Origin of the sequence: Pseudomonas sp. UBA5706 (genome assembly GCF_002419965.1) — a bacterium.
Lineage (GTDB): Bacteria > Pseudomonadota > Gammaproteobacteria > Pseudomonadales > Pseudomonadaceae > Aquipseudomonas.
Genome location: NZ_DIHC01000031.1, coordinates 1 through 20,340, shown reverse-complemented (window position 1 = coordinate 20,340; position 20,340 = coordinate 1). Strand labels below are relative to the sequence as shown.

Annotated in this window: 21 protein-coding genes; 11 read left to right on the top strand and 10 right to left on the bottom strand. The window is 54.7% G+C overall.

Going from position 1 to position 20,340, the window contains the following annotated elements:
* Positions 1–4: 4 nt before the first annotated feature.
* A complete protein-coding gene (locus tag B3I26_RS14225; RefSeq protein WP_409522034.1) occupies positions 5–523 on the top strand; it encodes a DUF2514 domain-containing protein in 519 nt (172 codons plus the stop codon).
* On the opposite strand, the gene B3I26_RS14220 is transcribed toward B3I26_RS14225, so the two are convergent.
* A complete protein-coding gene (locus tag B3I26_RS14220) occupies positions 493–849 on the bottom strand; it encodes a hypothetical protein (protein ID WP_296258449.1) in 357 nt (118 codons plus the stop codon). The two genes, B3I26_RS14225 and B3I26_RS14220, sit on opposite strands and share 31 nt — an antisense overlap.
* 178 nt (positions 850–1,027) lie before the next feature.
* Between B3I26_RS14220 and B3I26_RS14215 the strand changes: the two genes are divergently transcribed.
* Positions 1,028–1,825 carry a DNA adenine methylase gene (locus B3I26_RS14215; RefSeq protein ID WP_296258448.1) on the top strand — a complete coding sequence of 266 codons (798 nt, stop codon included), beginning with the start codon at positions 1,028–1,030 and terminating at the stop codon, positions 1,823–1,825.
* A 364-nt stretch (positions 1,826–2,189) separates the two neighbouring features.
* The gene (locus B3I26_RS14210) at positions 2,190–4,430 is read left to right on the top strand and encodes a hypothetical protein (protein WP_296258446.1); all 2,241 of its coding nucleotides are present in this window, start codon (positions 2,190–2,192) and stop codon (positions 4,428–4,430) included.
* 1,267 nt (positions 4,431–5,697) lie between these two features.
* On the opposite strand, the gene B3I26_RS14205 is transcribed toward B3I26_RS14210, so the two are convergent.
* On the bottom strand, positions 5,698–6,222 hold the full coding sequence (locus B3I26_RS14205; RefSeq protein ID WP_296258445.1) for a hypothetical protein: 525 nt from the start codon (positions 6,220–6,222) through the stop codon (positions 5,698–5,700).
* Positions 6,223–6,635: 413 nt separating this feature from the next.
* On the opposite strand from B3I26_RS14205, the gene B3I26_RS14200 reads away from it, so the two are divergent.
* From B3I26_RS14200 to B3I26_RS14185, 4 genes are read left to right on the top strand one after another with little or no spacing between them, the layout of a single operon-like run.
* Positions 6,636–7,235 (top strand): aminodeoxychorismate/anthranilate synthase component II, encoded by a 600-nt coding sequence (locus tag B3I26_RS14200; protein WP_296258443.1) that lies wholly within the window; start codon positions 6,636–6,638, stop codon positions 7,233–7,235.
* An 18-nt stretch (positions 7,236–7,253) separates the two neighbouring features.
* Positions 7,254–8,303, top strand: a complete 1,050-nt coding sequence (trpD, locus tag B3I26_RS14195) for an anthranilate phosphoribosyltransferase (protein WP_296258441.1) — start codon at positions 7,254–7,256, stop codon at positions 8,301–8,303.
* Entirely contained in the window at positions 8,300–9,139 is an 840-nt protein-coding gene (gene trpC, locus B3I26_RS14190) for an indole-3-glycerol phosphate synthase TrpC (protein WP_296258439.1), read from the top strand. The genes trpD and trpC overlap by 4 nt, the downstream gene beginning before the upstream one ends.
* 40 nt (positions 9,140–9,179) lie before the next feature.
* On the top strand, positions 9,180–9,875 hold the full coding sequence (locus B3I26_RS14185) for a lipoyl protein ligase domain-containing protein (RefSeq protein ID WP_296258437.1): 696 nt from the start codon (positions 9,180–9,182) through the stop codon (positions 9,873–9,875).
* Positions 9,876–9,880: 5 nt separating this feature from the next.
* On the opposite strand, the gene crp is transcribed toward B3I26_RS14185, so the two are convergent.
* Complete coding sequence (gene crp, locus B3I26_RS14180; protein ID WP_296258436.1) at positions 9,881–10,525, bottom strand: cAMP-activated global transcriptional regulator CRP; 645 nt, start codon at positions 10,523–10,525, stop codon at positions 9,881–9,883.
* A 208-nt stretch (positions 10,526–10,733) separates the two neighbouring features.
* Here crp and B3I26_RS14175 point away from each other — a divergent pair, with 208 nt between their 5' ends.
* On the top strand, positions 10,734–11,156 hold the full coding sequence (locus B3I26_RS14175; RefSeq protein WP_296258435.1) for an OsmC family protein: 423 nt from the start codon (positions 10,734–10,736) through the stop codon (positions 11,154–11,156).
* A 67-nt stretch (positions 11,157–11,223) separates the two neighbouring features.
* Here B3I26_RS14175 and coq7 read toward each other — a convergent pair whose 3' ends face one another.
* The 5 genes from coq7 to hemJ all read right to left on the bottom strand — a co-directional run bounded on the left by coq7 (position 11,224) and on the right by hemJ (position 14,635).
* Positions 11,224–11,871, bottom strand: a complete 648-nt coding sequence (gene coq7, locus B3I26_RS14170) for a 2-polyprenyl-3-methyl-6-methoxy-1,4-benzoquinone monooxygenase (RefSeq protein ID WP_296258434.1) — start codon at positions 11,869–11,871, stop codon at positions 11,224–11,226.
* Positions 11,872–11,994: 123 nt separating this feature from the next.
* On the bottom strand, positions 11,995–12,333 hold the full coding sequence (locus B3I26_RS14165) for a histidine triad nucleotide-binding protein (RefSeq protein ID WP_296258432.1): 339 nt from the start codon (positions 12,331–12,333) through the stop codon (positions 11,995–11,997).
* An 87-nt stretch (positions 12,334–12,420) separates the two neighbouring features.
* Complete coding sequence (locus B3I26_RS14160; RefSeq protein ID WP_296258430.1) at positions 12,421–13,206, bottom strand: SDR family NAD(P)-dependent oxidoreductase; 786 nt, start codon at positions 13,204–13,206, stop codon at positions 12,421–12,423.
* Positions 13,207–13,255: 49 nt separating this feature from the next.
* Positions 13,256–14,170 carry a DUF805 domain-containing protein gene (locus B3I26_RS14155; RefSeq protein WP_296258429.1) on the bottom strand — a complete coding sequence of 305 codons (915 nt, stop codon included), beginning with the start codon at positions 14,168–14,170 and terminating at the stop codon, positions 13,256–13,258.
* Positions 14,171–14,215: 45 nt separating this feature from the next.
* Positions 14,216–14,635 (bottom strand): protoporphyrinogen oxidase HemJ, encoded by a 420-nt coding sequence (hemJ, locus tag B3I26_RS14150; RefSeq protein ID WP_296258427.1) that lies wholly within the window; start codon positions 14,633–14,635, stop codon positions 14,216–14,218.
* A gap of 134 nt (positions 14,636–14,769) precedes the next feature.
* Here hemJ and argC point away from each other — a divergent pair, with 134 nt between their 5' ends.
* The gene (gene argC, locus B3I26_RS14145) at positions 14,770–15,804 is read left to right on the top strand and encodes an N-acetyl-gamma-glutamyl-phosphate reductase (protein WP_296258425.1); all 1,035 of its coding nucleotides are present in this window, start codon (positions 14,770–14,772) and stop codon (positions 15,802–15,804) included.
* A 148-nt stretch (positions 15,805–15,952) separates the two neighbouring features.
* Positions 15,953–16,303, top strand: coding sequence for an iron-sulfur cluster insertion protein ErpA (gene erpA / locus B3I26_RS14140; RefSeq protein ID WP_110951636.1), 351 nt, complete (start codon positions 15,953–15,955; stop codon positions 16,301–16,303).
* Positions 16,304–16,374: 71 nt separating this feature from the next.
* On the opposite strand, the gene B3I26_RS14135 is transcribed toward erpA, so the two are convergent.
* The gene (locus B3I26_RS14135; RefSeq protein ID WP_296258423.1) at positions 16,375–17,466 is read right to left on the bottom strand and encodes an anhydro-N-acetylmuramic acid kinase; all 1,092 of its coding nucleotides are present in this window, start codon (positions 17,464–17,466) and stop codon (positions 16,375–16,377) included.
* Between the two features lie 3 nt (positions 17,467–17,469).
* Positions 17,470–18,903, bottom strand: coding sequence for a peptidoglycan DD-metalloendopeptidase family protein (locus tag B3I26_RS14130; RefSeq protein WP_296258643.1), 1,434 nt, complete (start codon positions 18,901–18,903; stop codon positions 17,470–17,472).
* 211 nt (positions 18,904–19,114) lie between these two features.
* Between B3I26_RS14130 and tyrS the strand changes: the two genes are divergently transcribed.
* Positions 19,115–20,314 (top strand): tyrosine--tRNA ligase, encoded by a 1,200-nt coding sequence (tyrS, locus tag B3I26_RS14125; RefSeq protein WP_296258421.1) that lies wholly within the window; start codon positions 19,115–19,117, stop codon positions 20,312–20,314.
* Positions 20,315–20,340 lie beyond the last annotated feature (26 nt).

The following is a 20,340-nucleotide window of genomic DNA, read 5'->3' as shown; positions in this document are numbered from 1 at the left end:
CGGTCTGAAGCGTGTACCTGCGTCCATCTACGTGGCCGTAGGCATGCTGACCGTTCTGGCAGCGGCGCTCTATGGGGCATACCACCATGGGGAGTCCGTTGCTGATGAGCGGTGGCAGGCGAAACAAGCGGACCAGCAAACACTTCAGGCGAAAGGCTTAGCTGCGGCGATCACCGCAAATCGAACCGAGGAGCAACGCCGTCAAGCAGCAATCAACCAGGTAGGAAGCGATGCGAAAGAACAGACGAAATCGGCAGTTGTTGATGGCGGCGGTGCTGATGCTGCTGGGCAACGGGTGCGCGAAACAGCAGGAAAACTGGCTGCCCGAACAAGCTGTACCACCGGTGATACCGGAGCTTCCTTCCGAAGCGCTTCAGCCAGCCGCGCCGCCATGGTGCTCTCCGACCTGTTCCAAAGGGCTGACAAGCGAGCGGGAGAGCTGGCAAAAGCTTATGACGCCGCTCGAATAGCTGGGCAGGCTTGTCAGCGTGCCTATAACTCTGTCAGGGGTGAGCCGAAGTAAACCTGCGGGACGTTGAACTGCCGCATCACGGCTTCGCGCTGGCTGAGGATGCCCTTCAGCGCCCCAATTGTTCTGCCACGTTCATACGCTTCATTGTTCATCCTAGAGATATGAGCGTTTGCTGCTGCCAGCTCCGCACGAAGCTTGTCACGTTCAACGCTCGCCTCAGCGTGCATGTCGATCAGCTTCGCCATGTTCTTGCGATAACGGCTCAACTCCTCATTGAACATCCGGCATTCCTCCTCGAGCAGATGCGCATGCTGCTCCAGCATTTCCTCGCGGGTGAATTCGTCGGGCCAATCGTCAATACCGTAGTCAGCTTCCACAGGCTCCATACCTCGGAGTCAATCATCATAAAAGGAGCGATCAGCCAAGGTGCGTCAACACCCTGACCGATCACCGAACCCGCAGCCCTTTACTGCAAGTCCAGCCAAGACTCCTGCCTTGTGCACAAAGCGAGGCGAGTCTAACAACTGTTCATCCGTACAGTAAAGGTCGTAATTCATGTCTAGTCCAATCATTCCTTGGATGGGCGGCAAGCGCCGTCTTGCCGACCGTCTAATCCCTCTGTTTCCGCCTCACGAATGCTACGTCGAAGTATTCGCCGGAGGCGCGGCCCTCTTTTTCATGCGGCCCCAGGCGGCGCCCGTTGAGGTTTTGAACGACATCAACGGCGACCTGGTGACACTGTATCGCGTCGTTCAAAATCACCTTGAAGAATTCATCCGCCAGTTCAAATGGGCACTCAGCTCCCGCCAGATCTTCGAATGGCAAAAGATGACCCGCCCGGAGACACTGACCGACATCCAGCGCGCTGCGCGGTTTTTCTACCTGCAGCAGCATGCGTTCGGCGGGAAGGTATCGGGGCAGACATTCGGTACGGCCACCACGGGGCCGGCTATTAACCTGCTGCGGATCGAGGAGAATCTATCAGCGGCGTGGCAGCGGCTTGCCGGTACGTACGTCGAAAACCTTCCTTGGCTTGATTGCGCCGAGCGTTATGACAGGCCGCACACCTTCCATTACATGGACCCGCCGTACTGGCAAACCGCTGGTTACGGTGTGGGCTTCGAACTCGAAAATTACGAGCGAATGGCAGACTTCATGCGACGATGTAAAGGGAAAGTAATGGTAAGCCTCAATGACCACCCGGATATTCGTCGCGTATTTGAAGGCTTCCATGTTCAGCAGCTCAGCGTACAGTATACAAACTCAAACCAGCGGTTAAGGGGGAATGAACTCAGTGAGGAGCTGTTAATCATGAACTGGCAGACTGGGGTCTTCGACGGACTGTTTAGATAAATACTTGAATTTTGATAACTTTCCTAGGGGCGGTTAATTTGAGTGGTTTAGTCCATGCGTGCACATATATCTGATCTTGTTAGTGGCGGTATACAAAACTGATGCGGATTTAACAAAGTGTTGTCTGAGTTGTGAGACGTCGTTTGACAATGAATATAGCTCAGACCGACGCACTTGTTCGGAGCTTTACATACCAAGTTGTCAGCTTACCTTAAGCTCTAGCCCGTGCTTGGCCTGACTTCATCCCCAAAGCTAGCCAAACTCACCTATCCTACGCTAGCATGTCTCACAAGCTGCTGCGTAGGCCTTTCTCAGTACATTCGCAGCCAAATTAGCTGCTTCTGACTAACACTCAAGGATTGACATGGGCAACTGGAGCGATTTGGAAAACAGTGTGCGGCAGTATGCGCAATATATCTGGAATAGGCCTGCCAGCGCGGACCGTATCGCCGGAGTCAATTTCGATTGTGTGATAAGAATTTCTGAAATTGAACTTGTTATTATAGAGATTACTAAGAACAAATCCTTGGAGAAGGTGAGAGAGGATGTAGGTAAAATTCAAACTGTCCGAATGGGGCTGATGATCAAGAATGTCATGGTCAGGCCTTTTATAATTTGTGACTTTGCACCTACTCAAGGTATGAAAGATGCTGGAAAAGAAAATTACATCGAGGTGATATCTTTTGAAGATTTTAGGAAAATGTTTTTCGATTTTCCGACTTACAATAATGTAAGATCTAACCGGCAGTTTGGGAGTGCGGTAGATCCAACGACGGGTGAAGATGACAAAACGGCATATACGCCTGTAGGGTATATGCTTCAAGATAGCAGTGAAATTAGCGTTTTTGATATTGCGCAGAAATTGGTCAATGGAGAAAAAATTGTTCTTCTCGGTGACTACGGTGCGGGTAAAAGTAGATGCTTTAAAGAAGTATTTCACATCCTGGCTCAAAGGGTTGATGATACGCTTCTCTATCCTATCGCGATTGATCTTAAAGAAACTTGGGGGCTTGAGAGCGCTGTCGAGATAATGCGTAGACATTTCAGGCACCTCGGGATTGGGGAAAATGATACGAACAGTGTTATAAAAGCCTATAATGGCAAGCGGCTCTGTTTTCTATTGGATGGGTTTGACGAGATTGGTTCTCGGCCTTGGAGTGAAAACAAAACGACACTTGAGAATCTGAGAAGGCACGCGCTGCAGGGTGTGAAAGACCTCCTATCCAAAGTCGGTGCAGGATGTCTGGTTTCTGGCAGGGATCATTACTTTAATAGCGATCAGGAAATGTTTTCTGCGTTGGGTCTGGCGGCCGAGAAGACACTTGTCGCTAGATGTAAAGATGAGTTTAGTTTCGAAGAATTTACAAAATATCTGGCTATTAATGAAGTTGGAGTGAGTCTGCCAGATTGGCTACCGAAAAAACCACTCGTTTTGAAAACTATTGCGAGTCTTAGCAATGATCAACTTGCCTATTTATTTCAATCCTCCAGCGGAGATGAAATAGGGTTTTGGTACGAATTTATTGATGCTATGTGCAAACGTGACTCAAAAATTCATGCTATTCTAGACCCTGATACCGTAAAAAAGGTTTTGATCAGGTTAGCTAGTCTTACTCGAACTAAGTCGCAAAATTTCGGCCCGTTGACAGAAAACGAAGTTGTAAAAGCTTTCCACGAAATTACGGGTACCTATCCGAACGAGCAGTCAACCGTCATGCTTCAAAGGCTGCCTGGGCTTGGGCGTGTTAGTGCTGAGACTAGTGATCGAAATTTTGTCGATACCTTTATCTTGGACGGACTGCGGGCGTTAGATCTTTCTGATAAAATTCACGGGGCAGACCCTAAAATTTCTGACTTGAAATGGATAAATCCACTTCAATATCTTGGTAGCTCGATATTGGGCTACGATATTAAAAAAGGTAAATCGGCTGGCGCATTTATAAATTACGTAAAGAATGCAATTCATAGAGAAAAAGCCAATAAGATCTCTATCTCGGATTGCATATCTGCGCTTAGCAAATCCGATATCGATGCATTGGACTTTCAAGGTGTTGTGTTCAATGAACCACATTTTGGCGATCTTGGTTTTGAGAATGATAATATAAGAAATATCGAATTTGTAGATGGAATTTTCGAATCAATAAAGCTTGGTAAAACCACTCCCGCAGGTGTTGTCATCCGCGACTGCCATATCGAGAGCATATTTGGGATTTCGTCTAACACTGGAGTTCCTAATTGGATTCAGAAGTGTAACATCAAAAACTTTGAATTAATTGATACGCTCACTGCAATAAAAAATTCTGGGCTCACAAAAGCTCAAACAATTCTTGTGTCAATTCTTATAAAGGTTTATCGCCAGGCAGGTAATGGGAGGCTTGAGCACACCCTAACTAAGGGACTCACTCATGTAGATAAGAAAAGTCTTGTGCAGGTTCTTCGCTACATGGTGAGTAATGGGTACTTGGATACTAGTAAGGATAAAGGTGAAACAATATACAAGCCTGTGCGTAAGCATCAAGGTAAGATTGAAAAAATTCTTGTAGAGTTGGATCGCTCGGATGACGAAATATGGAGCTATGTTAGCCAAATACCTGATAGCTATTGAGGTTATAATTTTCGGTGTCTGTTTTTAAATCGTGAATGCGAAGTCGGTTCAAACGCTCCGAGCTTCACCTTTTATGGATCCACGATCACCGGCTTGTCGCTTTTGGTTGTGGACCTGTTCCCCAAGATCCCCCAAATCTGAGGCTGCAGCTTGCCTACGATCATCTCTCGCGGGTAAAAGTGGTGTTACATTGACTGCGGAGGGAGCTATGCGTAAAGATTCTACGAGCGTTCCACTCAAAAAAATCGGTGAAACCCCCGAAGGTTATTCGGTCTACGAGCTGAGGGGGACGCTGGATTCTAGATCGACAATGAATATTCAAAACGGGGGCTATCGTCGGACGCCTCAGATTTTGTTGCGTGATGGCAGAATTCTTGACGTGGCGGACGTGCGAGTTCATTAGCTCCACCACTTAAGCTAAAAAGGCGAGAGAAGCCTTCAGCTTTCGACAGTTTCCGCTGCCTGAGAAGTCCGAAGTGTTATGATCACAGAAGGATCGCCAAGTCGTCATAAAATCTTAGGGCAAAACCGAGGCCGGTTAGCGCCGTATCTGACCTTGAAAAGGCGTTGAAAACTCTGATGAATGCTGTCCATGGCGGGCAGTGATGCGAGCCGGTCGGGTTCAAATCCCTATCAATCAGCTCCTTCAGTCAACCCCGCTGCCGGTCTAACGAGTCATGAAGTCTTACCCATGGGTATCTATCGCCTTGGCAAGGGCTAACGTGCTCGAACGCGACTTCGGGATTTCCGGCGATCTCGCTTTTCCCGCACGTCGTGCAGGTCAATTTTCCTTCCGCTACTGACCAATCCACCGTCCATGCGCATAGATCGTTCTCTGAGCGTGCCATCTCGTATGCTCCAGGTTTTGATGTTACTCACAGCATAGATGCCATTGAGCCGCTTTCCAGCGGTTGCACTATTGTTAAGCTTTTTGAGCGGTCAGCGACATGGCGTAAGTGCGTGATTTAAAGAGCGGGCAGGTCAGAGGTGAGCGGAGTAGCTGATGTGATGATGCTGAGAAGAGGTTTGCAGCGGGAAACAGCCGCCTCTGAGGGATGGCGGTAACTCAAACACCTGAGAATGCTGGAGCAGGTGAAGGGAATCGAACCCTCGTTATCAGCTGCTTGGGAAGCGGGTAACAAGGGTAGGGGTCATTTTTTTCTGTGCAGATTTTCAAGGACCATAACGACAGGTGGTTTTTTGGCCTCGGGATTTGGCTTCGGCCTATCGACAGGTTTGGTTGCGTTTGACGGCTCTTTACTTTCGGTCATTTGACTACTCCTATTGGCATGGCAGCGATCCAGAAATATACCCCAATTGAGGCACATAGTAGGTACGTGGAAAACCTAATCTCTTTGTAGGCACCCGTAAGGCAGGCAGTCTTTTTCTTAAGTTCGCCCCGCGCAGCTAGTGTCGCGGCCTGGCATGAGCCAGCTAAGGAATCGTACATCGTTATTAGGTCTTCTGTGGCCGCCAGGTGGATCGTCTCTTCATCTATATGGACACGGGGAGAGTCAGCCAGTTTGATGCTGCTGAAAATCCTTAGCCAGGCAGAGAAAAACGTCAGCAGGGTGAGCACTGCCAAAACTATAAAGGTCCATGCCGCCAGCCCGGCTGAGCTGATGGGGAGGATTTTAGGAGCTGCTGCATTGATCAACGCTGTAAAACCAACGATGCTGACGCTCAAGATACTGACGAATCGACTCGCTTTTTCGTCCAGCTTTTTGTATCGATCAAGTTCCTCGTCTAGCGCTTTCCGTGAGAGTTCGTACAAGAATTTGTAGTTTTCCATTAGGCTTCCAGCTGGGCGATCCTTGGTGAGTCGGGCGGTCGAGTTTTCCCCGCTGCCGTTCTGATACGCTTTCGTAGTGCCCCACTGACCGGATTTCATGGCGCTTTTCTATCGTACAATGATATTGCACGAGGTGGGCCTGTGCGTTAATGTCCCAAAACGTATAGATGAGACTCCCCCGTGACGATTGTCAGCAAACTCCTGATGCGCGTAATCAAGGCTCACGCCCGTTGGCGTTGGCGCGCCTGACTATTCCCCTGCCGGGCTGCCCGGCCTCGCAACACCTGTCTTCCGACCCGAGTACATGCCGCAGGCGAAGCGCTGTCCAGTGTTTCGAAAAGCGGGTATTGCAGCGGGTACCAAATCAGGAAGACTTGAATAAATGTCAGTAAATTCAAGAGGTTGTGTCAAAAATGCTGCTGATGATCGATAACTATGACTCTTTCACCTACAACGTCGTGCAGTACCTGGGCGAATTGGGCGCCGACGTCAAAGTGATTCGCAACGATGAGATGACCGTCGCCGAAATCGAGGCCCTGAAACCCGAGCGCATTGTGGTTTCCCCTGGCCCATGCACGCCGAACGAAGCCGGTGTGTCCATCGATGTGATCAAACATTTCGCTGGCAAGCTGCCGGTGCTGGGCGTGTGCCTGGGCCATCAGTCCATCGGCCAGGCATTCGGTGGCGATGTGGTACGCGCCCGCCAGGTGATGCACGGCAAGACCAGCGAGCTGATCCATGAAGACAAAGGCGTTTTCGAAGGGTTGAATCATCCATTGACGGTGACCCGCTATCACTCGCTGGTGGTCAAGCGCGAAACGTTGCCCGAATGCCTGGAAATGACCGCATGGACTCAGCTCGAAGACGGCTCGGTCGATGAAATAATGGGCCTGCGTCACAAGACGTTGAATGTCGAGGGCGTGCAATTTCACCCCGAGTCGATTCTCTCCGAGCAGGGCCACGAGCTGTTCGTCAACTTCCTCAAGCAGACCGGCGGCACTCGTCAGGGTTAAGGGCACTTCGATATGGCAATGGATATCAAGACGGCGCTGGGCCGGGTTGTAAATCAACTGGACCTGAGCACCGACGAAATGCGTGACGTCATGCGTGAAATCATGACCGGCCAATGCACGCAGGCGCAGATCGGCGCGTTCCTGATGGGCATGCGCATGAAGAGCGAGACGATCGACGAGATTGTCGGTGCTGTGTCGGTCATGCGCGAGCTGGCCGATCACGTCGAACTCAATACCCTGGATCGGGTTGTTGATATCGTCGGTACTGGCGGCGACGGCGCGAATATCTTCAACGTATCCACGGCGGCGTCGCTGGTCATTGCCGCAGCCGGCTGCACGGTGGCCAAACACGGCAACCGCGCGGTTTCGGGCAAAAGTGGCAGTGCCGATCTGCTCGAAGCGGCTGGGGTGTATCTGAACCTGACGCCGGTGCAGGTGGCGCGCTGCATCGACAGCGTTGGCATCGGCTTTATGTTTGCCCAAACCCACCATCAGGCGATGAAACACGCTGCAGGCCCGCGTAAGGATCTGGGACTGCGCACCCTGTTCAACATGCTCGGCCCGTTGACCAATCCGGCCGGCGTGAAGCATCAGGTGGTCGGCGTGTTCAATCAGGCCCTGTGCCGTCCGCTGGCTGAGGTTTTATTGCGTCTGGGCAGCAAACATGTATTGGTGGTTCATTCCCAGGACGGCCTGGACGAATTCAGCCTGGCCGCGCCAACCTTCGTCGCAGAACTGAAAAACGGCGAAGTCATCGAATACTGGGTACAGCCCGAAGATCTGGGCATGAAAAGCCAGAGCCTGTTCGGTCTGGTGGTCGACAGTCCGCAACAATCTCTTGATTTGATTCGCGACGCGCTGGGCCGCCGCAAGACCGAGAACGGTCAGAAAGCTGCCGAAATGATCGTGCTCAACGCCGGCGCGGCGCTCTATGCTGCAGACCACGCTTCAACGTTGAAGGAGGGTGTGGAACTGGCCCACGATGCACTGCATACCGGCCTGGCTCGCGAAAAACTGGAAGAGTTGGGCGCTTTTACAGCGGTATTCAAACAGGAGAATGAAGGATGAGTGTGCCGACGGTACTGGAAAAGATTCTGGCCCGTAAGGCCGAAGAGGTCGCTGCGCGCCGCGCCAGCGTCAGCTTGTCCGAACTGGAAGCCCTGGTTGCCGCCGCCGACGCGCCGCGCGGTTTTGCGCAGGCACTGATTAATCAGGCCAAGCGCAAGCAACCGGCGGTAATTGCCGAGATCAAGAAGGCTTCGCCGAGCAAAGGCGTGATCCGCGAAAACTTCCATCCTGCCGAAATTGCCAAGAGTTACGAGGCTGGCGGGGCGACCTGCCTTTCCGTGCTGACCGACATCGATTTCTTTCAGGGCGCCGACGCCTATCTGAAAGAAGCCCGTGGCGCCTGCAAGCTGCCGGTGATTCGCAAGGACTTCATGATCGATCCCTATCAGGTGGTCGAAGCGCGTGCATTAGGCGCCGACTGCATCCTGCTGATCGTATCGGCGCTGGACGACGTGCAGATGGCCGAACTGGCCGCCGTCGCGAAGGCCAATAAGCTTGATGTGCTGGTCGAAGTACACGATGGCGAAGAGCTGGAGCGCGCACTCAAAACCCTCGATACGCGACTGGTGGGCATCAATAATCGTAATTTGCACACCTTTGAAGTGAGTCTGGACACCACGCTAGACCTGCTGCCCCGTATTCCAGGCGATCGTCTGGTGATCACCGAAAGCGGCATCCTCAATCGTGCCGATGTCGAACTGATGGAAATCAGCGACGTGTATTCCTTTCTAGTCGGCGAAGCGTTTATGCGCGCCGAAAAACCGGGCGTGGAATTGCAGCGCCTGTTCTTCCCGGAGAAGGGGCCGGCGGCAATCAAATCCAGCACGCTGGATTAATCTTTGAGCCGCCACAGATGAATCGCCACAGGGATTGCGCGTGACCCATCAGCTGATCGACACATGCGTAAAAGAAGGCCTCAAGGCAGAACAGGATCTGTTGGCCGCGGTCTGCGCCGCCGAGGCTGATTACGGGTTGCTGTTCTGGCGACCCAACGACCATGCGCTGGTCATGCCGCGTCGCCTCAGTCGCCTTGAGGGCTTCACTGAAGCCAGTGAAACCCTGATCGATATGGGCTGGCCGGTGCTGCTGCGTGAAAGCGGCGGCGAGCCGGTTCCCCAATCACCCGCGACCGTCAATGTCGCGCTGGTTTATGTGCAACCCAAATCGGACCTGGATCGCGATCGCATTGAGAAGGCCTACATGCGTCTGTGTCAGCCGATGCTTGATGTATTGAACGAACTGGGCGGCGTTGCTTCGTTAGGTGAGGTCGAAGGGGCATTCTGCGACGGCCGCTTCAACGTCAATCTCAATGGCCGCAAGATGGTCGGTACTGCGCAACGCTGGCGCCAGAGTCAGGGTGGGCAGCGGCCGGTGGTGTTGGCCCATGGTGCAATGCTGCTGGATAACGAGCGAGTCGAGATGGTCAATGCGGTAAACCGCTTTAATCAGCTGTGCGAGCTTGATCAGCGTTGCCGCGCCGAGAGCCACATCGCCTTGCACGAACTATTCCCCGCAACGCAATTTCTCGAGCGATTGAGTGAGCGCTACGCTGAGATCTTCGCCCGGCTGTAGTTTTTTCAGCGCGTGCCAAACACCACCATCGTCTTACCGCGCACGTGTACCAGCTTCTGTTCTTCCAGCGACTTGAGCACACGGCCTACCATCTCCCGTGAGCAGCCCACGATTCGGCCGATTTCCTGCCGCGTGATCTTGATCTGCATACCGTCCGGGTGAGTCATTGCGTCGGGTTGTTTGCACAGGTCCAGCAGGCTGCGGGCCACCCGACCGGTCACATCCAGAAAGGCCAGATCGCCAACCTTGCGCGTGGTATTACGCAGGCGTTCGGCCATCTGGCCCCCCACTGCATACATAAGCTCAGGATCATGCAGGCTCAGTTCGCGGAATTTGGCATAGCTGATTTCGGCCACGTCGCACTCGGTTTTGGCGCGAACCCAGGCACTGCGCTCCGAGCTGATGCTCGCTTGCTGGAAGAGCCCCAGTTCGCCAAAGAAGTCGCCACTGTTGAGGTAGGCAACGATCATCTCACGGCCGTCGGTATCCTCGATCAGGATCGTGACCGATCCTTTGATGATCAGGTACAGCGATTCTGATTGTTCACCGGCGCAAATGATGTTGCTCTTGGCGGCGCAGCGTTTTCTTTGTGCGTGGGGAAGCAGTTTGTCGAGCAGTTTCGCTTTGTTCGGTGGGGTCATGGCAACCATGGGTGTATCCCGTTAAAAAACTGCGCCCTGGGGCATTCTCATAGGTATCGGCAGTATTTCCGATTTGTCGTCATTCGGCAGCGGGTATTCGCCATTTTTTCAGACATTTCCTACATTTCTGTCGTTTCCCGGCTATTTCGGTTCATTCAGCGACAGCTGGACCCTGTGCTAAGCTGGCCGCCTTTTTTCAAGCAGTGGAGTCCTGGGGATGAAAGCGCGTATTCAGTGGGCGGGTGAAGCCATGTTCCTCGGCGAGTCGGGCAGCGGTCACGTCGTTGTGATGGACGGCCCACCGGAGAGCGGCGGTCGCAACCTGGGTGTGCGCCCGATGGAAATGCTGCTGATTGGCCTTGGCGGTTGCAGTAACTTCGATGTCGTCAGCATTCTGAAGAAGGCTCGTCAGCCAATCGAAAGCTGCGAAGCTTTTGTTGAAGCCGAGCGCGCCGCCGAAGATCCCAAGGTGTTCACCAAGATCCATCTGCACTTCGTGGTCAAGGGGCGCGGTTTGAAAGAGACCCAGGTCAAACGCGCTATCGAGTTGTCGGCTGAAAAATACTGTTCGGCTTCGATCATGCTGGGCAATGCGGGTGTTGAGATTACCCACGATTACGAAATCATCGAGCTGGGCTGATCAACAGCCAGGTCTGGAAACAAGAAAGGCGCCTGTCGAGGCGCCTTTTTTGTGGGTGCAGATTCGCTTAGATCCGGTACGTGCTTTTGGTCATCACCTTGGCCAGCAGGCTCATGCCTAACTTGACCGGTGCGGGGAAGCGGAAGCCGCCTGCCTGAATGGCGCCTTCGGCGTGCTGTTCTTCGTCGCTGCGCATCTGCTCAAGGATTGCCCGGGACTTCTCATCCTCGATCGGCAACTGCACCAAATGCTCGTTCAAGTGTTTGCAGACCTGGTCTTCAGTGGCAGCGACAAAACCCAGGCTCACCTTGTCGCTGATCAGGCCGGCAACCGCACCAATACCGAACGACATGCCGTAGAACAGCGGGTTGAGCACACTGGTGTGACTGCCGAGTTGATGGATGCGTTGTTCGCACCACACCAGGTGATCGATTTCTTCTTCGGCGGCATGCTCCATGGCCTTGCGGACATGGGGCAGCTTGGCGGTCAAGGCCTGCCCCTGATACAGCGCCTGGGCACAGACTTCGCCGGTATGGTTGATGCGCATCAGACCTGCCACGTGCTTGGTGTCGGTCTCGCTCATCTTGGTGTCGGGTTGGACGATGGCAGGCGAAGGACGATGAGCGTGCGCGCTGACAGGCAGCAGCGTCTTCATTGCGGCATCGGCTTGCAGAAGAAAACGGTCGATAGGGGAGTAGTGACGTTCGGTAGCCATGGGCACCTCCGGATAAATCCACGGCAGCCAGTCTACCTCAATCGACGTGGCGAGGCTTGTCTTGCGTCAGCCCGCCGATGCCCGTGATAGACGCTCGGCGGGAAGGATTCGTTGAACGGTCAATCAGCCGGGCGGCCAAGTCATCTGACGGTTGCCCAGTACGTGCATGTGAATGTGATAGACGGTCTGCCCGCCTTTCTCATTGGTGTTCATGACCACGCGGAAGCCTTCATCGCAACCCAGTTCTTTGGCTAGACGTTGCGCGGTGAACAGAATATGACCCAGTAGGCCTTTGTCTTCCTCCGTTACATCGTTGAGAGTCGCGATCGGCTTTTTCGGGATGACCAAAAAGTGGATCGGCGCTTGAGGCGCAATATCGTGAAAAGCCAGCACTTGGTCATCTTCGTAGATGATCTTCGCCGGTATTTCCCGGTTGATGATCTTGGTGAACAGAGTCTCCACAGCCTTGTTGCTCCGTTTTCGAGGTGGGTAAGCCGAGTCTACCGAGCGTGTCGAGACACGCCCAGCCGTTTATCTTCCGGCAGCGTATCAGGCCGAGGTGCGTGCCTTGAGCATTGAGCCCCATATTTTGCGGGTCATCCAGCGTCCGGCAACGCGTGGCAGGCGCGACAGGAAGCGGTTTCGCCAGCCGGGGATGATGACTGCGCGGTTCCTCTCGAGTGCGCGCACGGTGTAAAGCGCGACCTCTTCTGCGGTCATGGTCTTTTCATCCGTAAACTTGTCGGCATTGAGCTGGGCGGTTCTGAAGAACGACGTGCGCGTGGGACCAGGGCACAGTACGGAAATCTTCACGCCGGTCTTTTTCAGTTCTTCGCGCAGCCCTTCGGAAAAGTGCAGCACGAACGCCTTGCTCGCTGCATAGGTGCTCATCCACGGGCCTGGTTGAAAACCCATGATCGAGGCCACGTTGAGGATTTGCCCACCGCCCTGCACAGCCATCAGGTTGCCAACGGTATGGCACAAACGGGTCAGCGCCAGCACGTTGAGGTCCAGCAAGTCCTGCTCCTGCGCCCATTCCTGCGCAAGAAACGGCCCACTGTTACCGATGCCGGCGCAGTTCACCAGCATGTCGATCTGTCGCTCGCCTTCCTCCAACTCCAGCAGGAAACCCGAAAGCCGCAGGGGCTCGCCCAGATCGCAAGCTCGGAACAGCACCTCGACGCCAAAACGTTGGGTAAATTCGATCGCGATACTTTCCAGCATGTCCCGGTGACGGGAAACCAGAATCAGATCGCGACCACGGCGGGCCAAGGCTTCGGCCATGGCCAGGCCAAGGCCGCTGGATGCGCCTGTGACCAGGGCGTAACGGGTCATGCACTTCTCCAATGAGCGGGTGTTGAGACAGCCTCCGTGCTGCCTGTGATTATTGGTCTTCGTCGTTGTCGGGTGGTTCCAGAGAGTCTGCAGGAATGTCCGGTTGCGCAGCGTCGTCAGAGTCGTCGTCATAGGGCAGGGTTTGCTCATAATCACCCGTCGTGGCTCGAACTTCTTCTTTTACCTTCTTCAGGCCGCCCATTAGTCCTGCGACGAGCAGCAGGGCAAGGAACACGACCCAGAGCGCTGCGAGTACCTTGACTGATCGGGTGTTCTTGGGCGGCGGTGCACCGTAGCGGTTCGGCCCCGCATTGCCGGGAATGACCATCATCAGCAGCGGGAAGAAACCGCCGACCACTGGCAGCAGATTCACAAGCAGCAGCCAGGCCGACCAGCCCGCATCATGCAGACGCTGCGCACTCATCTGGATGCTGACCACGATGAACGCTATGAGCATCACGGTACCGAGCAGGCCGCCCGCTATCAGCGACATGCTCAACACCCCGAAACACAGTGCTGCGAGCAGCATTCCCACAAAACTCAACACCATGGTCCAGGCCAGATAACGCAACCGACCGATACGGCCCTGAACCGTGAACACCTTGAGCGCTCCCTCGGCTGACCAGTCGCTGACCACCGAAGAACGGGGAGGGGCGTAAGGCGATGCTGCGGAATCGAACGCCGGCTTAGCGGGCGCAGGCTCCTCGATCTCCTCAAGGGTCCAGGCCACCGGTTGCTCGGGTTCTATGAACGCCTCGACACCTGCTTCGTGCAGGGCCTTCAAGTACCGCTGCGCGTCGTCTTGGAGCAGGCCGCGTTTGAGGGTGATGGGCTTGCCAGTGAACAGACGGTCTACGTCGGACACATCGCTTTTGAACAGTTGGGCCAGATTCAGGCGTGCAGTTTCCAGATCCACACCCGTTCGCAGTTGTCCCTCGAAAACGATCTTGAAGTGCTCTGCCATACTCGGCTTCCTTGTCTTGGTTAAATACGTCTCTTGTCACGCACATCAGAACGGTTTGACGACGACCAGAATGACGATCGCCAGCAGGATCAATACAGGGATTTCATTGAACCAGCGATAAAACACATGGCTGCGGCCATTTTCGCCACGAGCGAAGCGCTTAACCTGTGCGCCACACATATGGTGATAGCCGATCAGGATAACCACCAACAGCAACTTGGCGTGCAGCCAGCCTTGTTGCAGGTAGCCGGGGACGAGTGTAATCAGCCAGATTCCGAATACCAGTGTGGCGATCATGGCAGGCCCCATGATGGCTCGATAAAGCTTGCGCTCCATGGTGCAGAACCGCTCGCGGCTCACGGCGTCTTCGCTCAGGGAGTGATAGACAAACAGGCGGGGCAGGTAGAACAGGCCGGCGAACCAGCAGACCATCGAAACGATGTGCAGCGCTTTTATCCACAGCATTTTTAGTTTTTCCAGAATCACGGTGGCCCAAATAGTAGTGGCTTGTGGGCCCGTACGTCACGTTCACGGTTGTCCCGCAGGCGATGGGCTCCTATTATCAGCGGCTTTCCAGTGGTTTCGTTGAGGGGCAGGTTATGGTCAAGGTCGGTATCGTCGGTGGCACGGGTTACACCGGCGTCGAGTTGCTGCGTCTTCTGGCACAGCATCCAGAAGCTGAAGTGGTCGCGATTACTTCGCGCTCCGAGGCCGGTCTGCCAGTGGCCGACATGTATCCAAACCTGCGCGGCCACTACGACGGACTGGCGTTCAGCGTCCCGGATGTCCAAGTGCTCGGTGCCTGTGATGTGGTGTTCTTCGCCACGCCACATGGCGTCGCTCATGCCTTGGCCGGCGAGCTGTTGGCGGCAGGCACCAAGGTCATCGACTTGTCTGCCGACTTCCGCCTGCAAGACCCGGTGGAGTGGGCCAAATGGTACAACCAGCCGCACGGTGCACCGGAGCTGCTGGACGAGGCGGTTTACGGCCTGCCGGAAGTCAATCGCGAGAAAATCCGCGGCGCACGCTTGATTGCCGTACCCGGTTGCTACCCGACCGCGACACAGCTGGGTTTTCTGCCGCTGCTGGAAGCCGGGCTTGCCGATCCGACGCGTCTTATCGCTGACTGCAAATCAGGCATCAGCGGGGCGGGTCGTGGGGCAAGCGTTGGCTCGCTGTATGCCGAAACCAGTGAAAGCTTCAAGGCATACGCTGTCAAGGGTCACCGTCACCTGCCAGAAATCAGCCAGGGCCTGCGTCGTGCGGCTGGTGGCGACATCGGCCTGACGTTCGTGCCGCATTTGACGCCAATGATTCGCGGCATACATGCGACCCTTTACGCGACCGTGGTCGACACGTCGGTGGATCTGCAGGCGCTGTTCGAGAAGCGTTACGCCAACGAGCCCTTCGTCGACGTGATGCCGGCGGGCAGCCACCCCGAAACCCGCAGCGTGCGCGGCGCCAATGTCTGCCGCATTGCAGTCCACCGCCCGCAGGGCGGAGATCTGGTGGTGGTGTTATCGGTCATTGATAACCTGGTCAAAGGCGCGTCGGGCCAAGCCGTGCAGAACATGAACATAATGTTCGAACTGGACGAGCGTTTGGGCCTGGCCCACGCTGCCCTGCTTCCCTAAGCGCTATCAGCCTGACGCCAGTGCTCTCGTGTGCGGCGTGTCGCTTGCAGCTCACGCTGCCCTGCAAATAGTTGACCGATTTTCTAGGAGAAGAGGATAATGCCCGTCATTACGCATTATGACGGCTTATCGCCGGGAGATATTGAGCATGAGCGTTGAATCCTTCACTCCTACAGCTCTGGAATTCACCCCAGGTGCGGCGCACAAAGTGAAAACGCTGGTCGACGAAGAGGGCAATGATCGCCTGAAACTGCGGGTGTTTGTCACGGGCGGCGGCTGTTCCGGTTTCCAGTATGGTTTTACCTTCGATGAAGATGTGGCCGATGATGACACCATTGTCGAGCGCGAAGGCGTCAGCCTGGTTGTCGATCCGATGAGCTTCCAGTACCTGGCAGGCGCGGAGGTGGATTATCAGGAGGGACTTGAGGGTTCTCGTTTCGTCATCAAGAACCCGAATGCCGCCACTACTTGCGGTTGCGGTTCTTCATTTTCGATCTGAAGCGCTGATTTTAAACCTGTTCACAAGAAAAACGCCGCGCATATGCGCGGCGTTTTTCATTCTGGCAGGTATTACGCAGGGTAGATGGCCCCCAAGACACGCAAGCCAGCCGCACCCGTAACGCTCGGGCGATTGGCTGGAACGCCTTCCAGTGCACAGTGGGCGAGCCAGGCGAAAGCCATGGCCTCGACCCAGTCGGGGTCGACGCCGAACTCGGCAGTGCTTGACACCTTGGTGTTCGGTAGCAATGTCGCCAGACGAGCCATAAGCGCCTTGTTGTGGACACCTCCGCCGCACACCAATAGATCCTTCGTCTGCGCTTGGGCCGATTGCAACGACTCGGTAATGCTCAATGCGGTAACTTCCAGCAGCGTCGCCTGCACATCTTCAGGCTTCAACGTCGGCAGCTGGAACAAGTGGTGATGCACCCAGCCAAGGTTGAAGATCTCGCGACCCGTACTTTTCGGGCCTTTGGTCTGGAAGAACTGATCGCTGAGCATGGATTTGAGCAGTTCAGCGTTCACCGTACCGCTCTCGCCCCAAACGCCATCCTTGTCGTAGCTCAGGCCACGTTGGGCCTGAATCCAGGCATCAAGCAGGACATTGCCTGGGCCAGAGTCGAACCCGGATACCGGCTTGTCGATCTCTATCAGGCTGAGATTACTGAACCCACCGATGTTGAGGACTGCACGATAGTCTTTGTTATCGTCAAACAGCGCCTGGTGAAAGGCAGGTACCAGCGGAGCGCCCTGACCCCCGGCAGCGATATCTCGCTTGCGGAAGTCGCTCACCACGGTGATCCCGGTCAACTCCGCCAGTAGTGCCGGATTGCCGATTTGTATGGTAAAGCCGCGAGCGGGCTCATGGCGGATCGTCTGGCCATGGCTGCCGATGGCGCGAATCTCACCATGCTGCACATTTTGCTGATCCAGCAGGGTTTTTACACCCTGCGCAGCAAGACGCACCCATTTCTGTTCGGCGATGGCCGCGCGGGCCAGCTCGTCCTGGCCGCTAGAGCACAGGCCGAGCAGTTCTGCGCGAAGTTCATCGGGCATAGGGATGTAATAGGTGCCGAGCAGTCGTGGTCGGTGATCGTGTTCTACGAGTGCGAAGTCGAGCCCGTCCAGGCTGCTTCCAGACATAACACCTACATATAAAGTCATAGGTCAGCGCTTACTCGAGGCCAGCATGGTGGCCTTTTCCTGGTTCATGCGCGCCATAAGAGGTTGGCTTTCCTGCATGAACCGCTGTTTTTCGGACTTGGCGATCGGATCTGCCATCGGCAGCTTCTGACCTAGCGGGTCAACATGAACGCCGTTGACCTGGAACTCATAATGTACATGCGGACCTGTCGAAAGGCCCGTTGTTCCAATATAGCCGATCACCTGGCCTTGTTTGACACTGGAACCATCCTGGATGCCTTTGGCAAAGCCTTGCATGTGGCCATACAGAGTGCGGTAGGTCTCACCGTGCTGGATGATCACAGTATTGCCATAACCGCCACGACGGCCAGCCAGGATTACCTTGCCATCGCCAGTCGCCTTGATCGGGGTGCCGCGCGGTGCCGCGTAGTCGATGCCTTTATGAGCACGGATCTTGTTCAGGATCGGGTGTTTACGTCCCATCGAAAACAACGAACTGATGCGGGCGTATTCCACCGGGGTGCGGATGAACGCTTTACGCATGCTGTTGCCGTCTGCGGTGTAGTAATTAGTGTTGCCTTGCTTGTTGGTGTAGCGAACTGCGGTATAGGTCTTGCCACGGTTGGTGAAGCGGGCGGACAGGATGTTACCGGTGCCGACGGTCTTGCCGTTTACCACTTTCTGCTCGTAGATCACGTCGAATTCGTCACCCTTGCGGATGTCCTGAGCGAAGTCCACGTCATAGCCGAAGATATTGGCCATGTCCATGGTCATGCTGTGGCTCAGCCCTGCGCGCTGGGCAGACTGCGACAGGGAATTGCTGATCACCCCGTGGATGTAGGCGGTGCGTACGTTCGGTTTGCTGACGTCGCGTGTAAAGGTGTAGCCCTTGTCGGTCCTGGAAAGGCTGATGCTTTCCAGTTCGGTGAGCTTGCTGTGCAGTTGCTTGAGCTTGCCCTCAGGAGAAAGCTCGAACTGGAGAATCTGACCATTTTTCAGGTGACTGAATTGCTTGGCTTGCTTGTCGCTGGCAATGACTTCATGGACGGCGGCAGCAGGAAGACCAACCTTTTCGAACAGAGTAGAGAGGGTGTCGCCCTTGGAGACTACGACCTCTCGGTGCGTCGAGCCTTTCGCAGTGCTTGCCACTTCTTTTTTTGCCACCGCGGCCGGCTCGGTCTTGGCGGTGTCTTCAGGTTCGTCAGTGCTGTTGTCGATCTGTGCGAATGGAGAATCCGTGGAGGATTCTGTGGCCTCAGACTGTTCTTGAGCGTCTTCTTGTTGCTTGAGCTGATCGACTGGCGTTTCCAGTTCAAGACTCAGGTTAGTTTTCTTGGCTTCGACATCACTGGATGGAAAAACCAGAAGGGCCAGGCTCAAAAGGGCTGCGATACCGCTTGCAGCGAGCAGATGGCTCTTCGGATAAAGCGGAGGCGCTTTAGGCGGAGTGTCGTTCATAGGTAGTTTTGACTTTGAAAAAGATGAAATGGAAAAGATGAATGACATGATGAAGATGAAATAACTGTATAAAATATAACCAAATCCCGCCTGAGGCAAGTTCGCGTTCGGATCGTTCCCTGATTCGTGGACCTTCTGTTGTCAGAACTTGTATTTGGGCGGCGATCTTGTATGGTTGTTTCCCTTTGAGATAAGGCATTGCGGGGCTGAAATGAAGTCGGTTGAAGAGCAGCTGGCGCTGATCAAGCGCGGCGCAGATGAACTCCTGGTCGAGTCGGAGCTGGTTGCGAAGCTTAAGCGTGGTCAACCCCTACGTATCAAGGCCGGTTTCGACCCAACCGCGCCTGATCTGCACCTGGGGCATACGGTGCTTATTAATAAGCTGCGTCAATTTCAGGAGCTGGGCCACCAGGTCATCTTCCTGATTGGCGACTTCACCGGCATGATCGGGGACCCGAGCGGTAAAAGCGCCACTCGCCCGCCGCTGACCCGCGAGCAGGTCCTTGATTACGCCGAGACCTATAAGGCTCAGGTATTCAAGATTCTCGATCCTGCCAGGACCGAGGTAGCGTTCAACTCTACCTGGATGGATCAGCTGAGCCCGGCCGACTTCATTCGCCTTTCCTCCCAGTACACCGTTGCGCGGATGCTCGAGCGCGATGATTTCGACAAGCGCTACAAGTCGAATCAATCCATTGCCATCCATGAGTTCCTCTATCCGCTGGTGCAGGGTTACGACTCGGTTGCACTGCGAGCGGATGTCGAGCTGGGTGGTACTGACCAGAAATTCAACCTGCTGATGGGGCGAGAGTTGCAGCGCGCCTATGGTCAGGAAGCGCAGTGCGTGCTGACCATGCCGTTGCTCGAAGGTCTGGACGGCGTGAAAAAGATGTCCAAGTCGCTGGGCAACTATGTCGGTATTCAAGAAGCGCCGGGCATCATGTATAGCAAGCTGGTCTCTATTCCTGATGCGCTAATGTGGCGCTACTTCGAGTTGCTGAGCTTCCGCTCGATGGAAGAGATCGCAGGTTTCAAGGCTGAGTGCGAAGCGGGAGCGAACCCGCGGGATATCAAGATCAAGCTGGCTGAAGAAATCGTTGCGCGTTTCCATGGCCAAGAGGCTGCAGCGAACGCGCATCGTTCTGCGGGCAATCGTATGAAGGAAGGCGAACTGCCAGAGGATCTGCCGGAGATATCCGTATCAGGTACGGAGGATATGCCTATCGCTGCTGTCCTTAATAAGGCGGGTCTGGTCAAGAACTCCGCAATCGCCCGTGACCTGTTGGCTTCCGGCGGTGTGCGTATAGATGGTGAAGTGGTTGATCGAGGCTTCATCTTCAAGGTAGGCGTGACTCATGTTTGTCAGGCCGGCAAGAAGGCTTTTGGGCGTATTACATTGAATTCCGAATAAAGTTCAAATAAGTGCTTGACGCCCCT

Excerpts from the sequence above, each read along its gene's own strand:
- B3I26_RS14215 (WP_296258448.1), top strand. The coding sequence starts at position 1,028 with ATGTCTAGTCCAATCATTCCTTGGATGGGCGGCAAGCGCCGTCTTGCC.
- B3I26_RS14210 (WP_296258446.1), top strand. The coding sequence starts at position 2,190 with ATGGGCAACTGGAGCGATTTGGAAAACAGTGTGCGGCAGTATGCGCAA.
- B3I26_RS14205 (WP_296258445.1), bottom strand. The coding sequence starts at position 6,222 with ATGGAAAACTACAAATTCTTGTACGAACTCTCACGGAAAGCGCTAGAC.
- B3I26_RS14200 (WP_296258443.1), top strand. The coding sequence starts at position 6,636 with ATGCTGCTGATGATCGATAACTATGACTCTTTCACCTACAACGTCGTG.
- trpD (WP_296258441.1), top strand. The coding sequence starts at position 7,254 with ATGGATATCAAGACGGCGCTGGGCCGGGTTGTAAATCAACTGGACCTG.
- trpC (WP_296258439.1), top strand. The coding sequence starts at position 8,300 with ATGAGTGTGCCGACGGTACTGGAAAAGATTCTGGCCCGTAAGGCCGAA.
- crp (WP_296258436.1), bottom strand. The coding sequence starts at position 10,525 with ATGGTTGCCATGACCCCACCGAACAAAGCGAAACTGCTCGACAAACTG.
- B3I26_RS14175 (WP_296258435.1), top strand. The coding sequence starts at position 10,734 with ATGAAAGCGCGTATTCAGTGGGCGGGTGAAGCCATGTTCCTCGGCGAG.
- coq7 (WP_296258434.1), bottom strand. The coding sequence starts at position 11,871 with ATGGCTACCGAACGTCACTACTCCCCTATCGACCGTTTTCTTCTGCAA.
- B3I26_RS14160 (WP_296258430.1), bottom strand. The coding sequence starts at position 13,206 with ATGACCCGTTACGCCCTGGTCACAGGCGCATCCAGCGGCCTTGGCCTG.
- B3I26_RS14155 (WP_296258429.1), bottom strand. The coding sequence starts at position 14,170 with ATGGCAGAGCACTTCAAGATCGTTTTCGAGGGACAACTGCGAACGGGT.
- hemJ (WP_296258427.1), bottom strand. The coding sequence starts at position 14,635 with ATGCTGTGGATAAAAGCGCTGCACATCGTTTCGATGGTCTGCTGGTTC.
- argC (WP_296258425.1), top strand. The coding sequence starts at position 14,770 with ATGGTCAAGGTCGGTATCGTCGGTGGCACGGGTTACACCGGCGTCGAG.
- erpA (WP_110951636.1), top strand. The coding sequence starts at position 15,953 with ATGAGCGTTGAATCCTTCACTCCTACAGCTCTGGAATTCACCCCAGGT.
- B3I26_RS14135 (WP_296258423.1), bottom strand. The coding sequence starts at position 17,466 with ATGACTTTATATGTAGGTGTTATGTCTGGAAGCAGCCTGGACGGGCTC.
- B3I26_RS14130 (WP_296258643.1), bottom strand. The coding sequence starts at position 18,903 with ATGAACGACACTCCGCCTAAAGCGCCTCCGCTTTATCCGAAGAGCCAT.
- tyrS (WP_296258421.1), top strand. The coding sequence starts at position 19,115 with ATGAAGTCGGTTGAAGAGCAGCTGGCGCTGATCAAGCGCGGCGCAGAT.